The organism is Nitrospira marina (assembly GCF_059568365.1).
This window is the reverse complement of record NZ_JCANTH010000001.1, coordinates 2,440,087-2,457,719: the sequence shown is the minus strand read 5'-3', so window position 1 is coordinate 2,457,719 and position 17,633 is coordinate 2,440,087. Positions and strand designations below refer to the sequence as shown.

Below are 17,633 nucleotides of genomic sequence, written 5' to 3'. Positions count from 1 at the left end.
GGAGTCACCGAGCTTGAGAACTATTCCTCCTTTCGTGGTCCTGAAAGAACAGGTCCCCGTTGGTCAAACGGTGCCCCTAATGGTGGCTGTGGACTGAAAGAAGAGGTGGAGGATCTCCGTCTGACATCGAAGATTTCTGTTTTTCTTCTTTGGCCAGAGAGAGGGCTTGATGGGCATCCGTTTGTGCCAACATAATTAACCGGGTAGCCATAGAATAATCTCGAGCCCAGAACATTTTTCTGGATTGTTCGTGAAATTCTTCTTCTCCGATTGTCAACTCACTTTCCGCTAAACTGTAGAGATCAGGTGCGAAGGTCAAAGCTCCTTCCCTCCTGGCATGTTCCACCGCTTGACGGGCTTTCTGTAATTCGTGAATCGGCGGATCCTGACAGCCGGTCATTATTAGGATACTCAAGCCGAACACGGCTGCGGGTATTCCTGCACCGAGACGTCTCTGAGTTTTCGCCACGAGTTGGTTTATCGGGAGTTGCTCTTCTTCCAAAATGGGACCTTGGTCTAGAAACGTTCTGGGGAAAGGCCGGTCGCGCTTCTCCTTGGCTCAATGGCTGATGTAGCAAATCCTACGCCAATGGCGAATGACGAAAAGGTTTTGGTAGATGCCGGATTTGTCAGTTGTTTTTTATGACAGGGGTCCCGGTGTGTAGGACAGCTTGGCCCATGGTTGGACCCTTTGTCCCGATCTGGTTCGTGAAGGAGAAGAGGCCACAGGGTGTAATAGTGATCATTCACCGTGGAGAGCCTGGTTGCCCTAGAGACCGCCTGCGAGGAGAAAGTTGAGGTGCCCCGTGATGTCCGAGACCGTGCGTCTGAACTGGAAGTTCCCAGGAGAGTGAAATACTCTCACAAGGAAGGTGGGGTGCGGGGAAAGGTCTCCTACAAGATTTGGCGCGATGAACCGGGGAATTTCCCGTGAAGCGTAGGTTTATGGCTTAGGGTAAAAACCTTGATCTAAGTATTGCATTTATGGAATGATATTCCGCAACCTCAAACCTTTTCCACGAATCTGCTCCCTCTCTCTATGTCAGGTCTCTCACAGGAGATAGCCTATGGAAGGCAAATCGGAATCGCTGTTTAATCCTCAGGTGTTCCTCAAAAAAGTCGGAAGCGGTAAAACCAATCTGAGGTCTCCCAAGAAGCAGGTTATCTTTTCGCAAGGAGAGAAGGCAGAGGCCGTATTTTTTATTCAGTCTGGCCAGGTCAAGCTGACTGTGGTTTCGAAGGAGGGAAAAGAAGCCGTCGTTGCCATACTGGAGTCGGGGGCTTTTTTGGGGGAGGCCTGTCTGGCCGGACAGCTGGTGTATATGGCTACGGCGACCGCCCTGGAAGAATCTACTCTCGTCCGTGTTGACAAACAGGTGATGATCCGATTGCTTCACGACGAACCCGCTTTTTCCAAAATGTTCATGGCTCACCTCTTGTCCCGCAACATCCGCATTCAGGAGGATTTGGTCGATCAGCTCTTTAATTCGGCTGAGAAGCGGCTGGCGCGCATATTGCTGCTAATGGCCCATTTTGGGAAAGAAGGCAAGCCGGAGGCGGTCATTGCGAAAATCAATCAGGAAACGCTCGCCGAAATGATTGGTACCACGCGATCTCGCGTCAGTTTTTTTCTTAATAAGTTTCGCAAACTGGGCTTCATTGATTACAACGGCGGAATGCACGTGCATAGCTCCCTCCTCAATGTCGTTCTCCACGACTAGGTTCCCCTTCCGTTTCCGTCCACTCCGCTACCTTTCCAATCTTTTTTTTCTTGACCTTTTTGGACAGACTGCAAGCTGTCCTTCCGTAAACTCAATCTATATTATGCCGTTCTCTACGCCAATACTCTGAGCGAGTATGGTGATGACAGGATGACCTGTCGAGTCGCCAGGATATCGGCATGATTCGGACGTGGCTCGGCAGAATTACCGGCCAGCTGACGGCCAAATTTCACTATCACTCTTGGATCCTGGCCGATGAGGCTCCGAGTTTTGTGCACTATGAAGGGCCCTTGCAACTCATGGAGGCGATCGTGCGAATCGAACTCGTGAGTTCCAGCGTATTCACAAAGATTTGAAGACAACTAAATTCATTCACAATAACATCAGACCCGGGTCATTTCCGAATAGATGGCTGCTGAGTCCTTTCGCGGAGAACTCGAAATTTTCTAACCAGCCCACTCCTCCCGCGACTCACTTTGAGCAAGAAGATACGATGGTGATACGCATTCCGATGATCAGCCAGGACGTGCTGTTTAACGTGATTCGGCACCATGTACGTCCGCTCGTCAGTTCCTTCCTGAATATGTTCAAGAAACCGGGCTTTATTGAGTCCAAGGGCAGGTTGCCGGTGCATTACTCCCTCCTCAATATCGTTCTCCACGACGAGGCTTCCCTTCTTCTTTGCGGGTTAGGATTAGTGGAAGGAGAATCGGGCAGACGGTGTTCTAGCCGTGCCACCGTTTTTATTCTTTTTTCCCTGAGCAATATTGAACAGACGACCTCCGGTCATTAAGTCATACTTGTAAATCATCGGCCGCAGAGGAACTCAAGGAAAAGAGCATGGAGAAATCGGACAAAGACATTTCTGCTCAAAGCTCTCATAAAGGCATGAAAAAAGACATGAAAAAAAAGTAAACAACGAAAGATTTGCAACATGCCGATCCCCCCGTAATGAAGTAAGCGCGCTGGTATTCTAGAATGAAACCGCACAACGCCTGGCCAGCCAGTCAACCGGGCAGACAGGTCGTTTCGCCTCTTGAATGAATCGGGAGGCTGTCTTCATGCCATTTCAAGTATGCGACATCCGGGCCATTCCGGTTGAATCAACCAATGGCCCGGAACCCCTCTTCAGACTGTAGTCGGGGAGTGTTCCCCTGGGCTTTCGGGATTTGTTTCAGAAGGTTTGATGGGAACGGTCTTTTTCCACACGTCTAACGTGTTGAGTGATTCTGACGGTCCTATTCCAATGCGCTTCCTGCTTTCTTCCCGCCCAATCGGCTCTCCAGTCTCCGCCATCTCTTCCACAGTTTTGCTGAATGCCGGCCATATCTGTTGGGTTACCAATAAAGACGGGAACGATAGTCCCGGTTGTGTGCAAAAATGAACGGACGAGAAAAGCTGAGGGTGATAGGGTAGAGCATGGTCGGTCGTGCATTCGTTGTCCTCGGTCAACAACCAAACAGAGGTGCCAGATGAGCACCATACTTCTCGCTATTCTGATCCTGCTCCTTATTGGGGCGTTGCCCACTTGGCCGCACAATGCAGACCGGATTTGTCCCCCCCAGCGGAGGGTAGGGTTGGTCATCTTGATTTTGGTTCTCTCTACGGCTGACTGGTCGGCTTTAAGGACGGCCCAAAGTCTAAGAAGTGATCATCCCCATCTGAAAGGGGTGAAAAGTGTGGGGAATGATATGACTATACAACCATAGCCTGTATGAAGGGTCGGGGGGCTCATACATTACCCGGTCCAAAAAAGAAGGCCTAGCGGTGCAAACCTCGGCGTGTGAACACGATGAGTCGGGAACGGTCGTTCATCCTCAATCAGAAGGGGGCGTAATGAATTGTACTCAAATAAACAAAGCCAACACCCATTCCTCGTCTTACTCAGTTCTCCCACTTTCTCTCGGTTCGTCATTGACCTGCCCCAGATGTCAGGAACTGTTCGTTCGAGTATTTTGCATGGACATATATGACGGCACCGGGGACAATGGGTTTTGGGCCCTTCGGTGTCTTCAGTGTGGAGAACTTATTAACCCCGTGATTCTCCAACATCGTATCTTGAAATCCCAGTCAGTCCAAAGGTGACGTCCCATCAGCAATCCCCCCATGCCCCTCCCTGTCCCAATCGGCAACATTCGCGGGTTTGTATTAAACAATCCAAGGGCCGAAGGCATTGATCTTGTGGATGACGGTGATCATCCTGAATGTTGGCAACGACGAGCCCACCATCACTCGATGTTGTTAAACGACTTCTCGGTCAATGAGGACAAACATGCAACGGATCTTGGCTTTCTGTTGGAAGGGTTCGGCTCAAAACCTCATTCCCGTCGTGCAATCGGATAGGCTGCGCCGAGCGGTTCCCGCACCAATTTTTTCAGGGTGAGCAATTTTGAACAGACTGGTGCCGGTCTACACGCCATAGTAATCAATCACCGGGAAAAGAACAGTTGCCAGGATGAAATTTCGCGATGACACCTGAACGATCATTCTTTCACACGGTGGGGAGAATCTCGTGCACGCCGGCTGCACTGAAAAAGCAATGGATGCCAAGACGGATGACCGGATTCAAGAAGAGCAGGCATACCTCACCGGCACCATAAAGGAGATACCATAATCATGGTCCCGGAAACGCTTAACCCCCGCGTCTTGTGTTTGCACGGACCGAGCAGGATATCCGACCGCTCCCTGAACATGTATATAGGCCTTTGGGAAAGTTATGTCAGCGCCACCAATGCGTTGAATGAACATTTCGTCGATTTCATAAACGATGGCAAGCTGGATCATGAAGAATTGCCGGCATATTCCGAACAGGCCAAACGGTTTGGGGGTGTGCAACCTGAACTCGCTGAGCCACCGTTTTTCCAGCCATTGGATGAGCCATCATGATCATGGGGAGGTGGCGGGGTTCATTTCAATCCTCGTCCTGGATGGGTGAAAAACCCCTAATCTTCTCGATTGCCAACTTTCCAAAAGGGGGTCCTGTATCGAGATTTCCCCATTATCGATTGACAGCTAATGGAGAAGCGGTTGCTGCGTTGTGAGAGGATGATAAAAGGGCCTTGGGGGTCCTGTACGCGGTAGAAGTGAGCCGTCGGCACCCCACGAAAGGAGGAAATCGTGAAAAAGGATGGAATCGGGAAAACTATCGCTCTGACTGAGATGAAGACGTCCCAGGCTCGAGAACGAAAAGGGCTTAAACATAGCACCATGACATCTGGATACAAGGCCAAGGCGAACACGGTGGTCAAGTTGCTTAATGAAGCACTTGCCACCGAAATCGTCTGCGTCCTTCGCTATAAGCGCCATTACTTCATGGCAGCCGGAATCAGTTCATTCAGCGCGAAGGCTGAGTTTCTCCAACACGCGATGGAGGAACAAGCCCATACCAATCGATTGGCCGAACGCATTGTTCAACTTGGGGGAGAACCGAACCTGTCTCCCGAAGGGTTCCTAAACCGGAGTTACCCGGAATATGTCGAAGGGGAGTCATTGAGGGAGATGATCACGAAAGACCTGATAGCCAAACGGATGGCGATCAATAGCTATCGTGCAATGGTCGCCTCTATCGGCGCTTATGATCCCACGACCTGTAAAGTACTGGAAGGGATCCTTGCCCAAGAAAAAGAACATGCAGAGGACAGGGCAAGTCTCCTGAAGATATTGGGCCCCGAATTGTTGTCTCATCGACCGACCCGCTAAGCAGCTGGGATAACAGGGACCATGAGGAGAATTAGTTTATTCTCGTACAGCGCAGATACTAGGAAAACCGGAGTACGAGGGACTCAGAGTTGGGAAACCTGGCCGGCATGGAAACGAGCATTAAAGTCAGGTCCGGCACCATCACAAGACAGTTTTGTACCCCGGATCTTGCGGAATTTCAGGACCTGAACATGACACAAAAATTGGTCGTTCTCGCCAAGATCCAATCTGCCCTCGAGTCGGTTGGTCCCGACTGATACTCGGCTGTTCATCGATGACTCTTCTATGACGCAAGCACGTCTCCTTGGGTTGGTTAAAAAGCCTTTGCGGGACTCTCCGGATGTCTTTAGCTTTGATAGAGAACCATAGCAAGGCACGAGGCAAGAGATGCAGTAACCCAAACTATCTGTGTTGTCTAAAATAAAAGCTGCCCCATTTCACGTGAGTGAGGCTAGGCCGGCTGCGGAAAGAATTTTCCACAGGTGTGCAATTTTGAACAGACGGCGAGCGGCCGCTGGTTTAGCGTGCAATTGACTGCCCAGGAATCCGTGGCAATACGAACGTGGCTGGTTTAGCAATGGAAAGATCTATGGAGGCCTACGAGAGAACCTCATGACGATTATGTTCAAGCAATGTTATTGCTGTCGGGTCATCTATGACCACGAGGAAGCCCCAACGCCATTTGGCAATATCAGTCATGGGCTTTGCGGACTTTGCCTTCCGAAAGAATGGGAGCGCCTTGGTCTCCAGACCAAGAAGAAGTTGAGTTTGCCCTCAGATCTGTCATAAGAAGCCACAATGGAACTGATGGACCCAACACAGGCCTCTCGGATCACCGAGTACACATACACGAAGACTCTTGTTGGTGGATCCCTATCCCGGAAACACCCCTATTATCTGACCGCGTCGGAACGGCGCACGGTTTGGTTTCCGAAATTAAGCTTGCCGGTCATCGCGGTTTACGCGCTTGAATCTGGGCACGGGGATCTCGTCGATGAGGCCGTGGAAGACGTGAATTTCGACCACCCGTGCGATTTCGTTGGGTTAACGATTATGACCAGTTACGCTCCACGCGCCTAAGAGGTTGCGCTCCTTCCTTAATGACGTTCTCCACGACTAGGGTTTTTATTACTTTTTGCCGCGGCGATTCGATGGACCCAAGTCAGTTGGTATACCGTCACCATTTTTTACAATAACTGAGCAATGTTGATTAGACTTTGGTATGTCCTCTTGCCGTAAAGACTGCTTTAGATTGGCCAAGAGGAATACTCGGTCGGGCTGAAACCGAATTATCTAGGGGCCTGTCGTCGGCTAAACGGGGAATGCTCTCATGACAAAAACGGTTTTTCCGAAAACGGTTTTGATATTCTTTCTATTCATGGCCACGATGGCTCATGGAGCGACAGAAGGGGAATTAACGGTGAAGGATCCACGCCTTGCCCGGTGTCCAGACAGCCCGAATTGCGTATCCACTCATAGTGATTCGGAAAACCATGCCATAGCACCCTACCGCTATGAGAAGACGCTGGCTGAGGCCAAAGTGGTGTTGAAACAGGTTTTCGGTGAATTGAGTCGCACGGAGTTGGTTCAGGAAGAGGAGATCTTCCTGCATTACGAAGTCAGAAGTTTTCTGTTTCGCTTTGTTGATGATGTCGAAATTCTCTTTGATGACGCGACAAAGACCATTCATTTCCGGTCGGCATCACGGGTTGGCTATTCCGATTTCGGTGTCAACCGGAAGCGGATGGAGAAAGTTCGAAGTCTGCTGGAGGGCCGACTCTAGCCACGTGCAAGCTCATGGAGACAATCCGCAAACTCTGAAGGGAGTCGGGAAACAACTTCTTCTCGCCACATCTTCGTCCCGGCTTGCCATAACGTCAGTGAGAAACAACGGAATCGTACGCAAACTATGGTTTTGGCCTGACAGCTTAGATGATGTTTAGGAGGAATCCGTTTTGGGTTTTCCCCCTCGAAAAAGCGCTGGGCGGTGAACGCATTGCAGTAATGTTTCCACCTCTCGTGTTGACGTGCTTTTCTGTGTGGCCGGGTTTCGCCCCGGCAGGCGACGCACTTTTCTTTCCGCAAAAGGCCCCAGAACCAGTGACGCCCCAACTAGCCTTATGAGATGGGGCGAACGCCGGCCAGGGAAGGACGGGCCAACTCGCGGAGTTTGTCATGAGTCCTGCCGAAGGGCTCAGACATGGCCCGGCAATCTTTTTGAACGTGCCTCCCTTGGGCGGATGGCAGGCGTCGGACCATGGGGGACAAATATTTGAGTGCCCCACATGAAAGAGACAGGAAATGTTCTGGATTCAGACTTGAAATGCTGGATGGGGAGACCTCTTACCCAAACCCAAATGACGTACTCACCGCCTATGAAGAGTGGGATTTCCGCAGGCTTGGGATACGGTGCCACTCGACGGCACCGTGGCCTTTCCGATCAGTGAGCAATTTTGACCAGATCTCATACTGTCTCCTTGCTATGGTTTGAATGGACTGACAGACGCAACCCCTCTCGCATCCTTCGCTGTAGGAGGAGACGTTATGACCTGCCGACCTGCTCGACTGCTTTTAAACCCAGCCCTCCTGAATCTGGTTTACTGCCGTATGTGTGGCTCGACCGATTTGGAATTGTTCTGTACATCAAAAACCTTTGGACCACACATATGTTTAAGTTGTGTCCAGTCCCTGATTGAGTTGGGAACGACAAAGCAATGTAGCCTTATGCCATGGCGTGAACTTGTACGTTCCTGAGCTATGTGCCGCACGGGAGCCTGGCCGAACTCACTGGGCGCTTGATTGAACCCCTTGTGGCCGCGGGGCCGCTTCTTCGAACCGAAATATCCAAATTCACGGACTCATTTCCATTCTTGTCATTTGAGCAATATTGAACGCCAGTCACCGGAATGTGAGGGATTTCAGGGTGCTCAAAAACCGGAACAGGTATAACCGAACAATTTTTCATTCCAGAAAAGTCAACCATCATGCATCCACGTGTGTGTTGAATGAGCTTTCTGTGATCGCGAAATAGGGCGGCAACGGGGAAGACGCTCCGAACACGATGAATTCATAATGGTCTTTTTCCCCTGAAAGGAGAACACCGTGAAAACGCTTACTTCTTCACTCAATGGGCTGGTGACGAATCAAGAAGAATTCCAGCAAAGTATTTCGGCCGATTTTCCGTTTTTCCTGGAACGGTCATCGGGGATTATCAAACGAAATTTGCAGGACATGGGGCAATGGGTCGACGACACCTCACATGTGAAATTGCTTCGCAGGCTGTCCTTTGACCTGGTTGGCTGGTTTATTGAGTATTGCCCATCTCAATTGCCTGGTCATCCAACGGTGTTGTTGGATGAATTTGTTTCGGCATTCCTTAGAAGATTCCAGGAATCAAACGTCTCCCTGACTTCCAATTCCATTTTGTACCGGTTCATCGAAGGATTGCTCCGTTGTGCTGTGATAAACCATGATGCCCTCATCTGTCTGTTTTATCATTTTTATGGCATGAAACCCGCCGAGGTGGGCTTATTTTTAGGATTGGAAGAAGGAGAAGCCATGCAGGTCTATAAGGGTTTCGAACGGTGGAGGCAAAAAGGATGGCACCAGGCGGTTGAAGAGGTCGGATTGACCGACCAGGAATTGCACTCGTTAGCCGAGACGCAACGGAGTCAACCTGAAGTCTTCCATGAGGACGTCGGGAAAATCCTGAAGACGTTAACGCCATTTTGCCGTAAAAGCGATCCTCAGTATAACCGGTGTGTGAAAGAGGAAAAATGGTATGGGATGTTCAGGGAGGGGTATGGATCCGAGTACCGCATGTGGCATTTACCGTTATGCCAGTCCTGTATGAACACTATTGCCAAGTTTAGAGACGTATTTTGGCTCAATGCCACCATACCATCACAACTCCATCTGCATATCTCCCCTCATGTACTGAAAAAGGAAAAGGGACCCCGGCTTTCCGTGGCGGGAAACATCCCTTTTTCGGGGAGCAGTCACTCCCAGTGCCCTGGAGACTTTCAGGCAGCATTAGGCAATGGGTGAGGTCATTTTAAAAAGCATGAAAGAAAAAACCATTCTACCAAGTCAGGAAAGCCTTATAGGGATAAGGAAGGATATTCAATGGCAAATGACAGCCTGTGTGTCCCGGCATAGGTTGCGATCCCTCCGAGTGGAAGCGCTTTGGGTGAGTAGTTCAAGTTTTGGGACACGACGTGATGAACACACGGGGGTTAAAAGGAAATTGGTGAGTTCGTGAGGAGACAAGGGCTGGAGCCATTCGTTGAAAAGATCCATGAGGATGGAGCGTTACGGCCGCAAAAGGTCTTATGAAGAAGGTTCCTGCGAAATTCCCACTTGCATGGTGGCTCACAACACCCACCCCTTCAATAAAACGCCATTTCCTCAAGCAAATGGAGGAAAGGAACGATCCACTTGTGAAATGAAGAAGTGGGAGGCAGACGGCCAGGTCTACTCTGTCTAGTAGGCAGGGAGGGCTTGTCCTGAACAAATCGCCTGGCTGTTGTCGGGCAACTGGTGGATGACTAGAGTATGCGATAGCCAGGCTATCCCGGTCTTGTTAAGTCATAATTTCCGGCACGCCTTGCGTGTCAGGTCCAGGATTTCACATTCCGCGATTGGCAGGCTGGACTGTCTGTGTCTGAGCAGGCCGTCCTTTCTGAACGTTCCACCAAATCCCTTCCGTAGGGAAAATTTTCCAACGTGAGCAATATTGACCAGACATTGCCCAGCTTCCCCTCCATAGTGACATAGCAGCGGAAGAATCGGGATAGCAGGGACCGATCCAGACCGTACCCCGGCGAATTCGATTCTTTTATGGAAGGGAGAAAAATATGAACGGCGATCAACGCAAAGGAAAATGGAAGCAGTTCAAAGGTGAACTCAAGCAGCGGTATGGCAAGTTCACCGATGATGCCTTGCAGCAGATTGAAGGAATTGACCTCACGATCCTCGGCAAGGTGCAGGAGCGGTATGGTGACAAAAAGGATGAACTCCCGAATGGCGCAAGCCGTATGCGGTTGAAATCACAAAGCAAAAGACCTGCTGACGAGTAATTTCGAAGGAGAGAGCAGTGCGCAAGCATTCCATTCAGGCAATGAGAAATTCATGAACATACCCTATCTCATAATTGTGTGCACCGCCTCCATGCCGGCTGTGTCCAATTAACCATTTTCTTCTTGTGCCTTATTTCGATAAGACCAATTAGGTATGCATAAACGAGCGTATGACGATGAACGCCAATATGGCTATTCAGGCCATAGCGAAAATGGTCTCGCTCACGAATTAGGTCCCGGGTACTCTGATTCGTTGCTCAAGGGGTCGGAACAGCTTGTCCATCTCAAGAAGGTAGTTTTCAGTGAAAAGTAACTCAGTGAAAGGAGAAAGCTTTACGCGGAGGGAAGCGCATCGTTCGTTTCGAATTAAAAGGGACGATGCCTCGCAGTCGCATGCAAACCATTTCTGACAGGAAAGGTTGCCTTTCACAATGATTAGAAAACACATTCTCGTGGTCGACGACAACGTTTCCATTCGGGATTATCTGAAAATTCGCCTGGAATATTCCGGGCACACCGTAGACCTTGCTGAAAATGGCCGGGAAGGGTTGGTGATGCTCGGACAGGCGGACTATGACCTGGTCCTCCTTGATTATATGATGCCTGGGATCACGGGGTTGACGGTCTTACAGCATATGCAGGAGCGGTACCCGTCCATACCGGTCGTGATGCTCACTGGCCATACTGAATGCCACCTGGAGGCCCAGGCAATTGCGGCAGGGGCGCGGGCCTGTCTGTATAAACCCTTTAATTGGGTAGAGTTGGAAGGCGTCCTTCGTTGCTCGGTCGGCGCGGCTTCTTAAGAAAAATGGTTTTCAAGTGCCTGACGTTATCATGAATTCATTACCCTTCTTATTCCAATAGGATGCATGGCACCTAAACGACGAACCTCATTCAATTCAAACGCATTTTTGACGCAAGTCGGGGAGGGTAAAACCATCCTGTCGTGCCGAAAAAACCAGGTTCTTTTTTCACAAGGTGAGAGGGCTGAGGCCGTTTTTTATATTCTGGAGGGCCAGGTCACGCTCACGGTAGTCTCCAAACGCGGAAAGGAGGCCGTTGTGGCGATTCTGGAGCCAGCGACCTTTTTTGGGGAAGCCTGCCTCACCGGCCAGGTATTGCGTCTGGAGGCCGCGACCACGGTCGGTGTGGCCAAAATCGTTCGCATTGGCAAAACCGCCATGATCAAAATACTTCATGACCAACCCACTTTCTCTGAACTATTCCTCACGCATCTCCTGGCACGCAATATTCGCATCCAAGAGGATTTAGTCGATCAACTCTTCAATTCCAGCGAGAAGCGGCTGGCGCGTGTGCTGCTCCTCATGGCCCATTTTGGAAAAGAAAGCAAGCCGGAGGCCGTCATTGCGAAATTGAGTCAGGAAACGCTGGCGGAAATGATCGGCACCACGCGCTCTCGCGTCAGTTACTTTATGAATAAGTTTCGCAAACTGGGCTTCATTGAATACAACAGCAAAGCGGACAAGGAATTGCACGTGCACAGTTCCCTCCTGAATGTCGTCCTTCACGACTAGAATACCTCCTCCGTTTGGTCTCCCTTCCGCTTCTCTTGCCGTTCAGTCGGTTCAATAAAGTTGAGCCGGAACACCTCCTCGCGGTGCCATCGTTTTCGTCCACACCACTGAGCAAAATTGACCAGACAGACCTTCCACGGAGGCCTATGATTATGAGTTAGGGCATTTCACGCCTGTCAAACTGTGTGCTCTCGCGCTTCGCAGAAAGGGATTGATTGTTAAAGGGGCACGCCATGGATACCTCTTCGGGCTTATCGCCAATGATGAGTGTGCTATGGGTTGCATCTGTGGCTGAAGCATGTTGGGAGAGGGAGGCGATGCCTGTGTCGTAGGCCGAAAAGATGTCGACCTTGTAGAGAAAAGGCTTACGGAGGAACAATTATTTCATAACGGAGGTTGTAGTCAACAAGGAGGCAGATATGAATTGTCTACGTTGCGGAGGATTTCAGATGTCGGATCAGTTTTACGGTCTAGAAAACAATGGATCTGTCTGGATGTATGATGCGGTGCGGTGCATCAACTGTGGATCCATAGAAGAGCCCATGAGGAAAAAGGGGGAGCCGATCTCATCGCCCCGGGCGGAACGCATCAATCAATATGCCTTGACCGTGCGGGCAGTGGCTGCCCGCAAATAACGAGCGGGCTCGTTTTCCATAATCACGCCATTGCCACCTGCCGGACCATGAATGCAGGGGCAGCATGAACCACGTCCCACCCCGTTTGTTCAGGATTCTCAACATTTCGAAATACGGAAACACCGGGAGAATGTCAGTCCGAAGCCGTGTAGGCCCTCAGGGCCCACATGACCTCAGGCGGGGTTGGGTAGTCCCTCTCAATCTAATGCTGTGAGAGATGTGGCGGCGAACCATGATCCATGTATGCGTCAATAGTACAAAATCCTGTCCTTTCAGGATAAACTTGGGGAGGGAAGGAAAGCAGAGTAATTGTCTATTATTTTCAATAATTCATACATTTTTTTATTTTCCTAACTAAGGGGGAATAGCGCATGAGTACTTATTTCCGTCATTTATATCGTTTTCTTAAAAGGCCGCGGCTCGCACCGACACACCTCTGTCTCTCGTCCGAAACTGTCGAATGGGATCTACGGGAAAACCGGAAGCCGTTTTTCTTCCATTCCATACGGGGGTTGTGTGTGGCCATGCTCATGGGCGGGTTCTTAACTGGATGTATTACCGATGCCACGGTTGATTTGACCAAGGCCCCGTTTGATGCTTCCACCGAGCTGACTGACGCCTCGACAGATTCGATTACCAGACTGACCGACGGGACCAGCCAAGCCACATCCGATCTCACCGAGCCCACCAGAGAATTTCTTTCCAGCACGACACCCGGAGCATGGTTCAATGCGGATGGCATGCTCAACCCTGATCATAAAAAGATTGCGTTTGTGGTCGTCAACTTTGACAATTTGCAAGAGGACATATCCAGGGGATCTGGAGAATATCTGGTCTCTCTGTCCGTGTTAATGGGTATCCCACCAGAAACGCGAGACAATTTCTTACAATCCGCACAACGCCAACATGCCTTTATTTTTGATGAGAGCCAATCCCGGCCGGAATCGTTTAGACGTCTGATCAAAACGTTACGCGTGACGTCACCCTACTCGTAGGGGAAGGCCTCATTGGATGACCCTCGGACTCTAAGTTTGCCTCTGCATGGTGTGAGGAAGGGGCACTCTCTCGTTCCCGCCGATTGCAAACGGGAATGAGAAAAAATATGACGAGGGTTTCTCCTACGGCCCTCACTTTTAGGTTGCTAACCGGGCTGACGTTTTTTTCGTTAGGGACCTTGTTTTGAGCCTTGCGAGTTGGCCACCCTTCGTGGGCCCACGTGGGCCAATTCCATCTGGCTGAGCTGGGTAAACATGGTTTTGGGTATCTTTTTCGAATAAAATGGGTCTTAGCTGCAAGGAAGAAAATCCAGCATCGATCAGTCATTTTTTTTCTTTCCGCAATGCATTATCGGGAATCCACCTTTCCTTTCTCCATCAATTGGCGAGAGGCATAGGCGCACAATCATCCTCTCCTGGCCTTGCCGGCTTGGCATAGTTCTATTTCATGGACGCCAGATCTAATGACTCCCCTCTCGCCCAACTCGCTCCGCTCAAACAGGGTCCGTTGCTGAAAAGAGCGCCCTCCTTGGGGCCAGCCGGCAGGCGTCGGATCACAGAAGACGAACCCTTCAGGACCTTCCAGGAAAAAGCGCGGACCGTAAAAATGTCTTGGTGATTAAGAAAAGAGGGAAGTGAGGTTCCGGGGTTTCGCCCCCGTACGGTAAGGTCCTTTTGTTTCGGGAAAAGTCGCCAAGCAACGGTTGCGCTCCTCGAGACGCAACAATCATACTTTCACCCAGGTCGGCCTCATTGAATCCAGCTGACGTGGGCGCAGGGAGGACGGCCCAACTCGCAAGGGTCAAACAAGATCCGCCTGACGAAATACACGTCAGGCTGGTTAGCCGACCTGAAGGTGAAAGGTCAGTGAAGGTTACTTGTAGTTTTTGCTTCCTGCTGGTTTCCTTTTCTGATGATGAGAAACACGGGTGGATATCGGATGCGGATGACGGGGAGGGCGGACTGAGGCTAGCGGAGGCCATATTCTTTGAGTTTGCGTTGGAGGGTTTTCCGGTGGATGCCCAGAAGTTCCGAGGTGCGGTTTTCATCGCCTTGCTGGGCATCTAAGACTTTAAGGATGTGTTCCCGTTCGAGCTGTCCGAGTGTTTTCCAGTCTGGGTGGGATGGCGATTGGTCGGGTAGGGCTGGAGGGGCGACAAGCGCTAACGGGAGGTCGTGAGACATGATAAGCGAGTGTGGAGTCATGACCACGGCTCGTTCGATGGTATGTTCGAGTTCACGCACATTTCCCGGCCAGGAATAGTTGGTGAGCAGGGCTAACGCCTGGGGGTGCACTCCGGTGATGACTTTATTGTTGAGCTGGGTATATTTGGTGAGAAAGTAGTCGATGAGTGTGGGGATATCTTCGACCCGTTCTCTCAGCGATGGCAGATGCAGTGTGACAACGTTGAGCCGATAATACAGGTCTTCCCGAAACTTCCCGGATTCCACCAGCTTTTTAAGGTGTTTGTTGGTGGCGGCAATGATGCGGACATCGACTTTGATCGATTCCATGCCGCCCACTCGGCGGATTTCATGCTCTTGTAGAACCCGGAGAAGTTTGCTCTGCAGGTTCGGGGAGATATCGCCGATTTCATCCAGAAAGCAGGTGCCTCGATTGGCCGATTCCAGGAGTCCTTTTTTGAGGGTGATGGCTCCCGTGAAGGCGCCGCGTTCGTGACCGAATAATTCACTTTCCAGAAGATTTTCTGTGAGGGTGCCGCAATCCACGGCGATAAACGGCCCGTCGCTTCGGAGACTGTTGGCATGGATCGCCCTGGCAATGAGTTCTTTTCCAGTTCCCGTTTCACCATGGATGAGGACGGTGGATTCCGTTGGGGCGACCCTGGCGATAAGTTTGTATACGGCCACCATCGGCGGACTGTTGCCTTGTATCTGGTTGATGCCATTTCCTTTTGGCAGAAGTGGCTGAATCGATACGCGTGCCTGCTCCAGAGTGTGTTTATGGTCACAGGCCCGTCTGACGACGGAACGGATTTCTTCCAATGCGAATGGCTTGGAGAGGTAATCGAAGGCCCCGGCTTTGATCCCTTCCACTGCGGTCGACAATGATCCATAGGCGGTGAGGAGAATGACCTGGGTGAGAGGGCTCCGCTTCCGTGTTTCAGCCAGAAGGGCGAGCCCGTCCATGTGTGGCATTTGAATATCCGATAACACGACATCGGGCGTTTGATCGACGAAGGTGTGTAAGGCGGCTTGACTGCTAGTCGCGGTGTAGACCTGATAGCCTTCTTTTTCCATGATTTCCCGAAGGAGGATCAGTGTGTCCGGTTCATCATCGACGATGAGGATGGTAGCTTTATGCATGATCCGAGTTCCCCCAGGCCGGCAGCCGAATGAGAAAGCGGGTGCCATGGCCCTCTTCGCTGTGCACGGTGATGTGACCCTTATGCAATTGAATAATTTCGGTGGTGATGGCCAACCCAAGGCCCGTTCCTGAACCCACGCTTTTGGTGGTAAAGAAGGGGTCAAATATTTTTTCTATGTGTTCACGCGGAATCCCTGGTCCTGAATCGTGAATATCAATGATGACCTCCGGTCCTGCCTGAGGGGTATCTTCGGCGTTTCGGGCCCGAATGGTCAATTGCCCGCCGTCCGGCATGGCATCGATCGCGTTATCGATGAGGTTGTTGATGGCCTCCTGAAGATGAAAGGCATCTCCCTGGACCGACCACAAATCGGGTGCAAAATGCGTAAGGCCTTGAATGCCGTGCTCCTGGAGAAGGGGGCGAAATAATAGTAACGACTGGTCGATCAGGGTCGGAACCGAGACTTGTTCGACGGAAATGGTGGGTGTGCGCGTAAAGGTAAGTAAGTCCTGGATGCTGTGGGTGAGCCGGTCGGTTTGTTTGAGCATGGTTCGCACCCGCTCCAGGACTTCATGGGAAAGATGCGGGTCTTCCTGGAGCAGTTGCAGGTGTCCGAAGATGGCCGTTAAGGGTGTGCCGATCTTGTGGGCGATGGTGGCGACCAGTTGCCCCAAAACAGCCAACCGTTGTTGCCGGAGAATATCACGTTGCGCAATGGAGAGGCGCTCGTTGACGGCGGCCAACTCTTCATTCCGTTGCCGGAGTTCTGCCGTCGCATCCTCCACTCTGGTCTGTAGGGCATCCCGGGCCTGAGCTAATGCCTGATTCAATGACGCATTTTCCCTCATGACCTCCTGAATCTGTTGTGCCATGGAATTGAACTGGCGGGCTAATTCGCCTATCTCGTCTGTTTTTTCGATCGGGACCAGGGTGGCCCATTGCCCCTTTTCAACTTCAGCCAGCCCGGCTTTTAGCCGTCCAAGTGGACGGATCACATGTCGATAGAGAAAGAAGTTTAACGCCACCACGATGCCGAATCCCATGATCAGGCTGATGACGAGGGACCAATTGAGAAAAAATCGCGTAATGGTGGTCAGTTGTCCAGTCCAGTATTCGGCGTAAATGACCCCGCTGGTTTTTCCCTGTATGGCAAGAGGCGTGGATAGTTTAAGCCGATCATCGCCGGGTTGATCGTGAAAGCGGCCTTGGGGTTCTTCAAATTGGAAGGTGTGGGTGACCATCAACGGGATTTCACTTGAAGCGTCCTTGGTGTCTCCAACTTGCGTCAGCAGGATAGGCGGTTCATCGGGTTTGGCGCTTTTCCCGTAGACCCTGAGAAAGATGAGATCCGGGTTCCGGCTCATTAAATCGTTTAAATATTTCTCCCGCAATATCGCATTGTGAAAATGCTTTTCTGATTGAAAGCGCGCCCCGATTTGGCGGAGAAGAACAAGAGATTTTGAGTGAATGACATCTTTTGCCAATTCCGCCACATAATACTGATGCAAGAGTTCCGTGACCAGAATGGCCCCGCCTACAATGAGGATGATGATGAAGGAAGCTTTGGCTTGGAGCTTCCAGGGATGTTGCCAGGAAATCATTGCTTAAAATTCCAACGGATTGTTGTCATCTTTTGGAAA

At 50.8% G+C, this 17,633-nt stretch carries 19 protein-coding genes; 16 read left to right on the top strand and 3 right to left on the bottom strand.

What is annotated here, in order from left to right; all coding sequences use genetic code 11:
- Positions 1 to 76 precede the first annotated feature (76 nt).
- Entirely contained in the window at positions 77 to 469 is a 393-nt protein-coding gene (locus LX98_RS10240; RefSeq protein WP_496428802.1) for a DUF4398 domain-containing protein, read from the bottom strand.
- A 598-nt stretch (positions 470 to 1,067) separates the two neighbouring features.
- Between LX98_RS10240 and LX98_RS10235 the strand changes: the two genes are divergently transcribed.
- The 16 genes from LX98_RS10235 to LX98_RS10160 all read left to right on the top strand — a co-directional run bounded on the left by LX98_RS10235 (position 1,068) and on the right by LX98_RS10160 (position 13,663).
- The gene (locus LX98_RS10235) at positions 1,068 to 1,721 is read left to right on the top strand and encodes a cyclic nucleotide-binding domain-containing protein (protein WP_496428801.1); all 654 of its coding nucleotides are present in this window, start codon (positions 1,068 to 1,070) and stop codon (positions 1,719 to 1,721) included.
- Positions 1,722 to 1,900: 179 nt separating this feature from the next.
- Positions 1,901 to 2,077: a hypothetical protein gene (locus tag LX98_RS10230; RefSeq protein WP_496428800.1), complete on the top strand. Its 177-nt coding sequence runs from the start codon at positions 1,901 to 1,903 to the stop codon at positions 2,075 to 2,077.
- 137 nt (positions 2,078 to 2,214) lie between these two features.
- The gene (locus tag LX98_RS10225) at positions 2,215 to 2,514 is read left to right on the top strand and encodes a hypothetical protein (protein ID WP_496428799.1); all 300 of its coding nucleotides are present in this window, start codon (positions 2,215 to 2,217) and stop codon (positions 2,512 to 2,514) included.
- A 523-nt stretch (positions 2,515 to 3,037) separates the two neighbouring features.
- Positions 3,038 to 3,430: a DUF3309 family protein gene (locus LX98_RS10220; protein WP_496428798.1), complete on the top strand. Its 393-nt coding sequence runs from the start codon at positions 3,038 to 3,040 to the stop codon at positions 3,428 to 3,430.
- 397 nt (positions 3,431 to 3,827) lie between these two features.
- Entirely contained in the window at positions 3,828 to 4,064 is a 237-nt protein-coding gene (locus tag LX98_RS10215; RefSeq protein WP_496428797.1) for a hypothetical protein, read from the top strand.
- A gap of 273 nt (positions 4,065 to 4,337) precedes the next feature.
- Positions 4,338 to 4,607, top strand: a complete 270-nt coding sequence (locus LX98_RS10210; RefSeq protein WP_496428796.1) for a hypothetical protein — start codon at positions 4,338 to 4,340, stop codon at positions 4,605 to 4,607.
- 231 nt (positions 4,608 to 4,838) lie between these two features.
- A complete protein-coding gene (locus tag LX98_RS10205) occupies positions 4,839 to 5,420 on the top strand; it encodes a ferritin-like domain-containing protein (protein WP_496428795.1) in 582 nt (193 codons plus the stop codon).
- A 107-nt stretch (positions 5,421 to 5,527) separates the two neighbouring features.
- Positions 5,528 to 5,677 carry a hypothetical protein gene (locus LX98_RS10200; protein WP_496428794.1) on the top strand — a complete coding sequence of 50 codons (150 nt, stop codon included), beginning with the start codon at positions 5,528 to 5,530 and terminating at the stop codon, positions 5,675 to 5,677.
- A 541-nt stretch (positions 5,678 to 6,218) separates the two neighbouring features.
- Positions 6,219 to 6,500, top strand: coding sequence for a hypothetical protein (locus tag LX98_RS10195; protein ID WP_496428793.1), 282 nt, complete (start codon positions 6,219 to 6,221; stop codon positions 6,498 to 6,500).
- Positions 6,501 to 6,750: 250 nt separating this feature from the next.
- Entirely contained in the window at positions 6,751 to 7,203 is a 453-nt protein-coding gene (locus LX98_RS10190) for a DUF1499 domain-containing protein (RefSeq protein ID WP_496428792.1), read from the top strand.
- Between the two features lie 1,319 nt (positions 7,204 to 8,522).
- Positions 8,523 to 9,467, top strand: coding sequence for a hypothetical protein (locus tag LX98_RS10185; protein WP_496428791.1), 945 nt, complete (start codon positions 8,523 to 8,525; stop codon positions 9,465 to 9,467).
- 809 nt (positions 9,468 to 10,276) lie between these two features.
- Positions 10,277 to 10,498, top strand: coding sequence for a CsbD family protein (locus LX98_RS10180; protein ID WP_496428790.1), 222 nt, complete (start codon positions 10,277 to 10,279; stop codon positions 10,496 to 10,498).
- 431 nt (positions 10,499 to 10,929) lie between these two features.
- Positions 10,930 to 11,301 carry a response regulator gene (locus LX98_RS10175; protein ID WP_496428789.1) on the top strand — a complete coding sequence of 124 codons (372 nt, stop codon included), beginning with the start codon at positions 10,930 to 10,932 and terminating at the stop codon, positions 11,299 to 11,301.
- Positions 11,302 to 11,367: 66 nt separating this feature from the next.
- Positions 11,368 to 12,033 carry a cyclic nucleotide-binding domain-containing protein gene (locus tag LX98_RS10170; RefSeq protein ID WP_496428788.1) on the top strand — a complete coding sequence of 222 codons (666 nt, stop codon included), beginning with the start codon at positions 11,368 to 11,370 and terminating at the stop codon, positions 12,031 to 12,033.
- Between the two features lie 419 nt (positions 12,034 to 12,452).
- Complete coding sequence (locus LX98_RS10165; protein WP_496428787.1) at positions 12,453 to 12,668, top strand: hypothetical protein; 216 nt, start codon at positions 12,453 to 12,455, stop codon at positions 12,666 to 12,668.
- Positions 12,669 to 13,039: 371 nt separating this feature from the next.
- Positions 13,040 to 13,663 (top strand): DUF3015 family protein, encoded by a 624-nt coding sequence (locus tag LX98_RS10160; RefSeq protein ID WP_312640899.1) that lies wholly within the window; start codon positions 13,040 to 13,042, stop codon positions 13,661 to 13,663.
- Between the two features lie 969 nt (positions 13,664 to 14,632).
- Here the strand turns inward: LX98_RS10160 and LX98_RS10155 are convergent.
- Both LX98_RS10155 and LX98_RS10150 read right to left on the bottom strand, forming a co-directional pair.
- Positions 14,633 to 15,991, bottom strand: a complete 1,359-nt coding sequence (locus tag LX98_RS10155) for a sigma-54-dependent transcriptional regulator (RefSeq protein WP_312640901.1) — start codon at positions 15,989 to 15,991, stop codon at positions 14,633 to 14,635.
- A complete protein-coding gene (locus LX98_RS10150) occupies positions 15,984 to 17,594 on the bottom strand; it encodes an ATP-binding protein (protein WP_496428786.1) in 1,611 nt (536 codons plus the stop codon). Before LX98_RS10150 ends, LX98_RS10155 begins: the two co-directional genes overlap by 8 nt.
- Between the last annotated feature and the right edge of the window lie 39 nt (positions 17,595 to 17,633).

Coding starts and splice junctions, on each gene's coding strand:
- LX98_RS10235 (WP_496428801.1), top strand. CDS start 1,068: ATGGAAGGCAAATCGGAATCGCTGTTTAATCCTCAGGTGTTCCTCAAA.
- LX98_RS10230 (WP_496428800.1), top strand. CDS start 1,901: ATGATTCGGACGTGGCTCGGCAGAATTACCGGCCAGCTGACGGCCAAA.
- LX98_RS10225 (WP_496428799.1), top strand. CDS start 2,215: ATGGTGATACGCATTCCGATGATCAGCCAGGACGTGCTGTTTAACGTG.
- LX98_RS10220 (WP_496428798.1), top strand. CDS start 3,038: ATGCCGGCCATATCTGTTGGGTTACCAATAAAGACGGGAACGATAGTC.
- LX98_RS10215 (WP_496428797.1), top strand. CDS start 3,828: ATGCCCCTCCCTGTCCCAATCGGCAACATTCGCGGGTTTGTATTAAAC.
- LX98_RS10210 (WP_496428796.1), top strand. CDS start 4,338: ATGGTCCCGGAAACGCTTAACCCCCGCGTCTTGTGTTTGCACGGACCG.
- LX98_RS10200 (WP_496428794.1), top strand. CDS start 5,528: ATGGAAACGAGCATTAAAGTCAGGTCCGGCACCATCACAAGACAGTTT.
- LX98_RS10195 (WP_496428793.1), top strand. CDS start 6,219: ATGGAACTGATGGACCCAACACAGGCCTCTCGGATCACCGAGTACACA.
- LX98_RS10190 (WP_496428792.1), top strand. CDS start 6,751: ATGACAAAAACGGTTTTTCCGAAAACGGTTTTGATATTCTTTCTATTC.
- LX98_RS10180 (WP_496428790.1), top strand. CDS start 10,277: ATGAACGGCGATCAACGCAAAGGAAAATGGAAGCAGTTCAAAGGTGAA.
- LX98_RS10175 (WP_496428789.1), top strand. CDS start 10,930: ATGATTAGAAAACACATTCTCGTGGTCGACGACAACGTTTCCATTCGG.
- LX98_RS10170 (WP_496428788.1), top strand. CDS start 11,368: ATGGCACCTAAACGACGAACCTCATTCAATTCAAACGCATTTTTGACG.
- LX98_RS10165 (WP_496428787.1), top strand. CDS start 12,453: ATGAATTGTCTACGTTGCGGAGGATTTCAGATGTCGGATCAGTTTTAC.
- LX98_RS10160 (WP_312640899.1), top strand. CDS start 13,040: ATGAGTACTTATTTCCGTCATTTATATCGTTTTCTTAAAAGGCCGCGG.
- LX98_RS10155 (WP_312640901.1), bottom strand. CDS start 15,991: ATGCATAAAGCTACCATCCTCATCGTCGATGATGAACCGGACACACTG.
- LX98_RS10150 (WP_496428786.1), bottom strand. CDS start 17,594: ATGATTTCCTGGCAACATCCCTGGAAGCTCCAAGCCAAAGCTTCCTTC.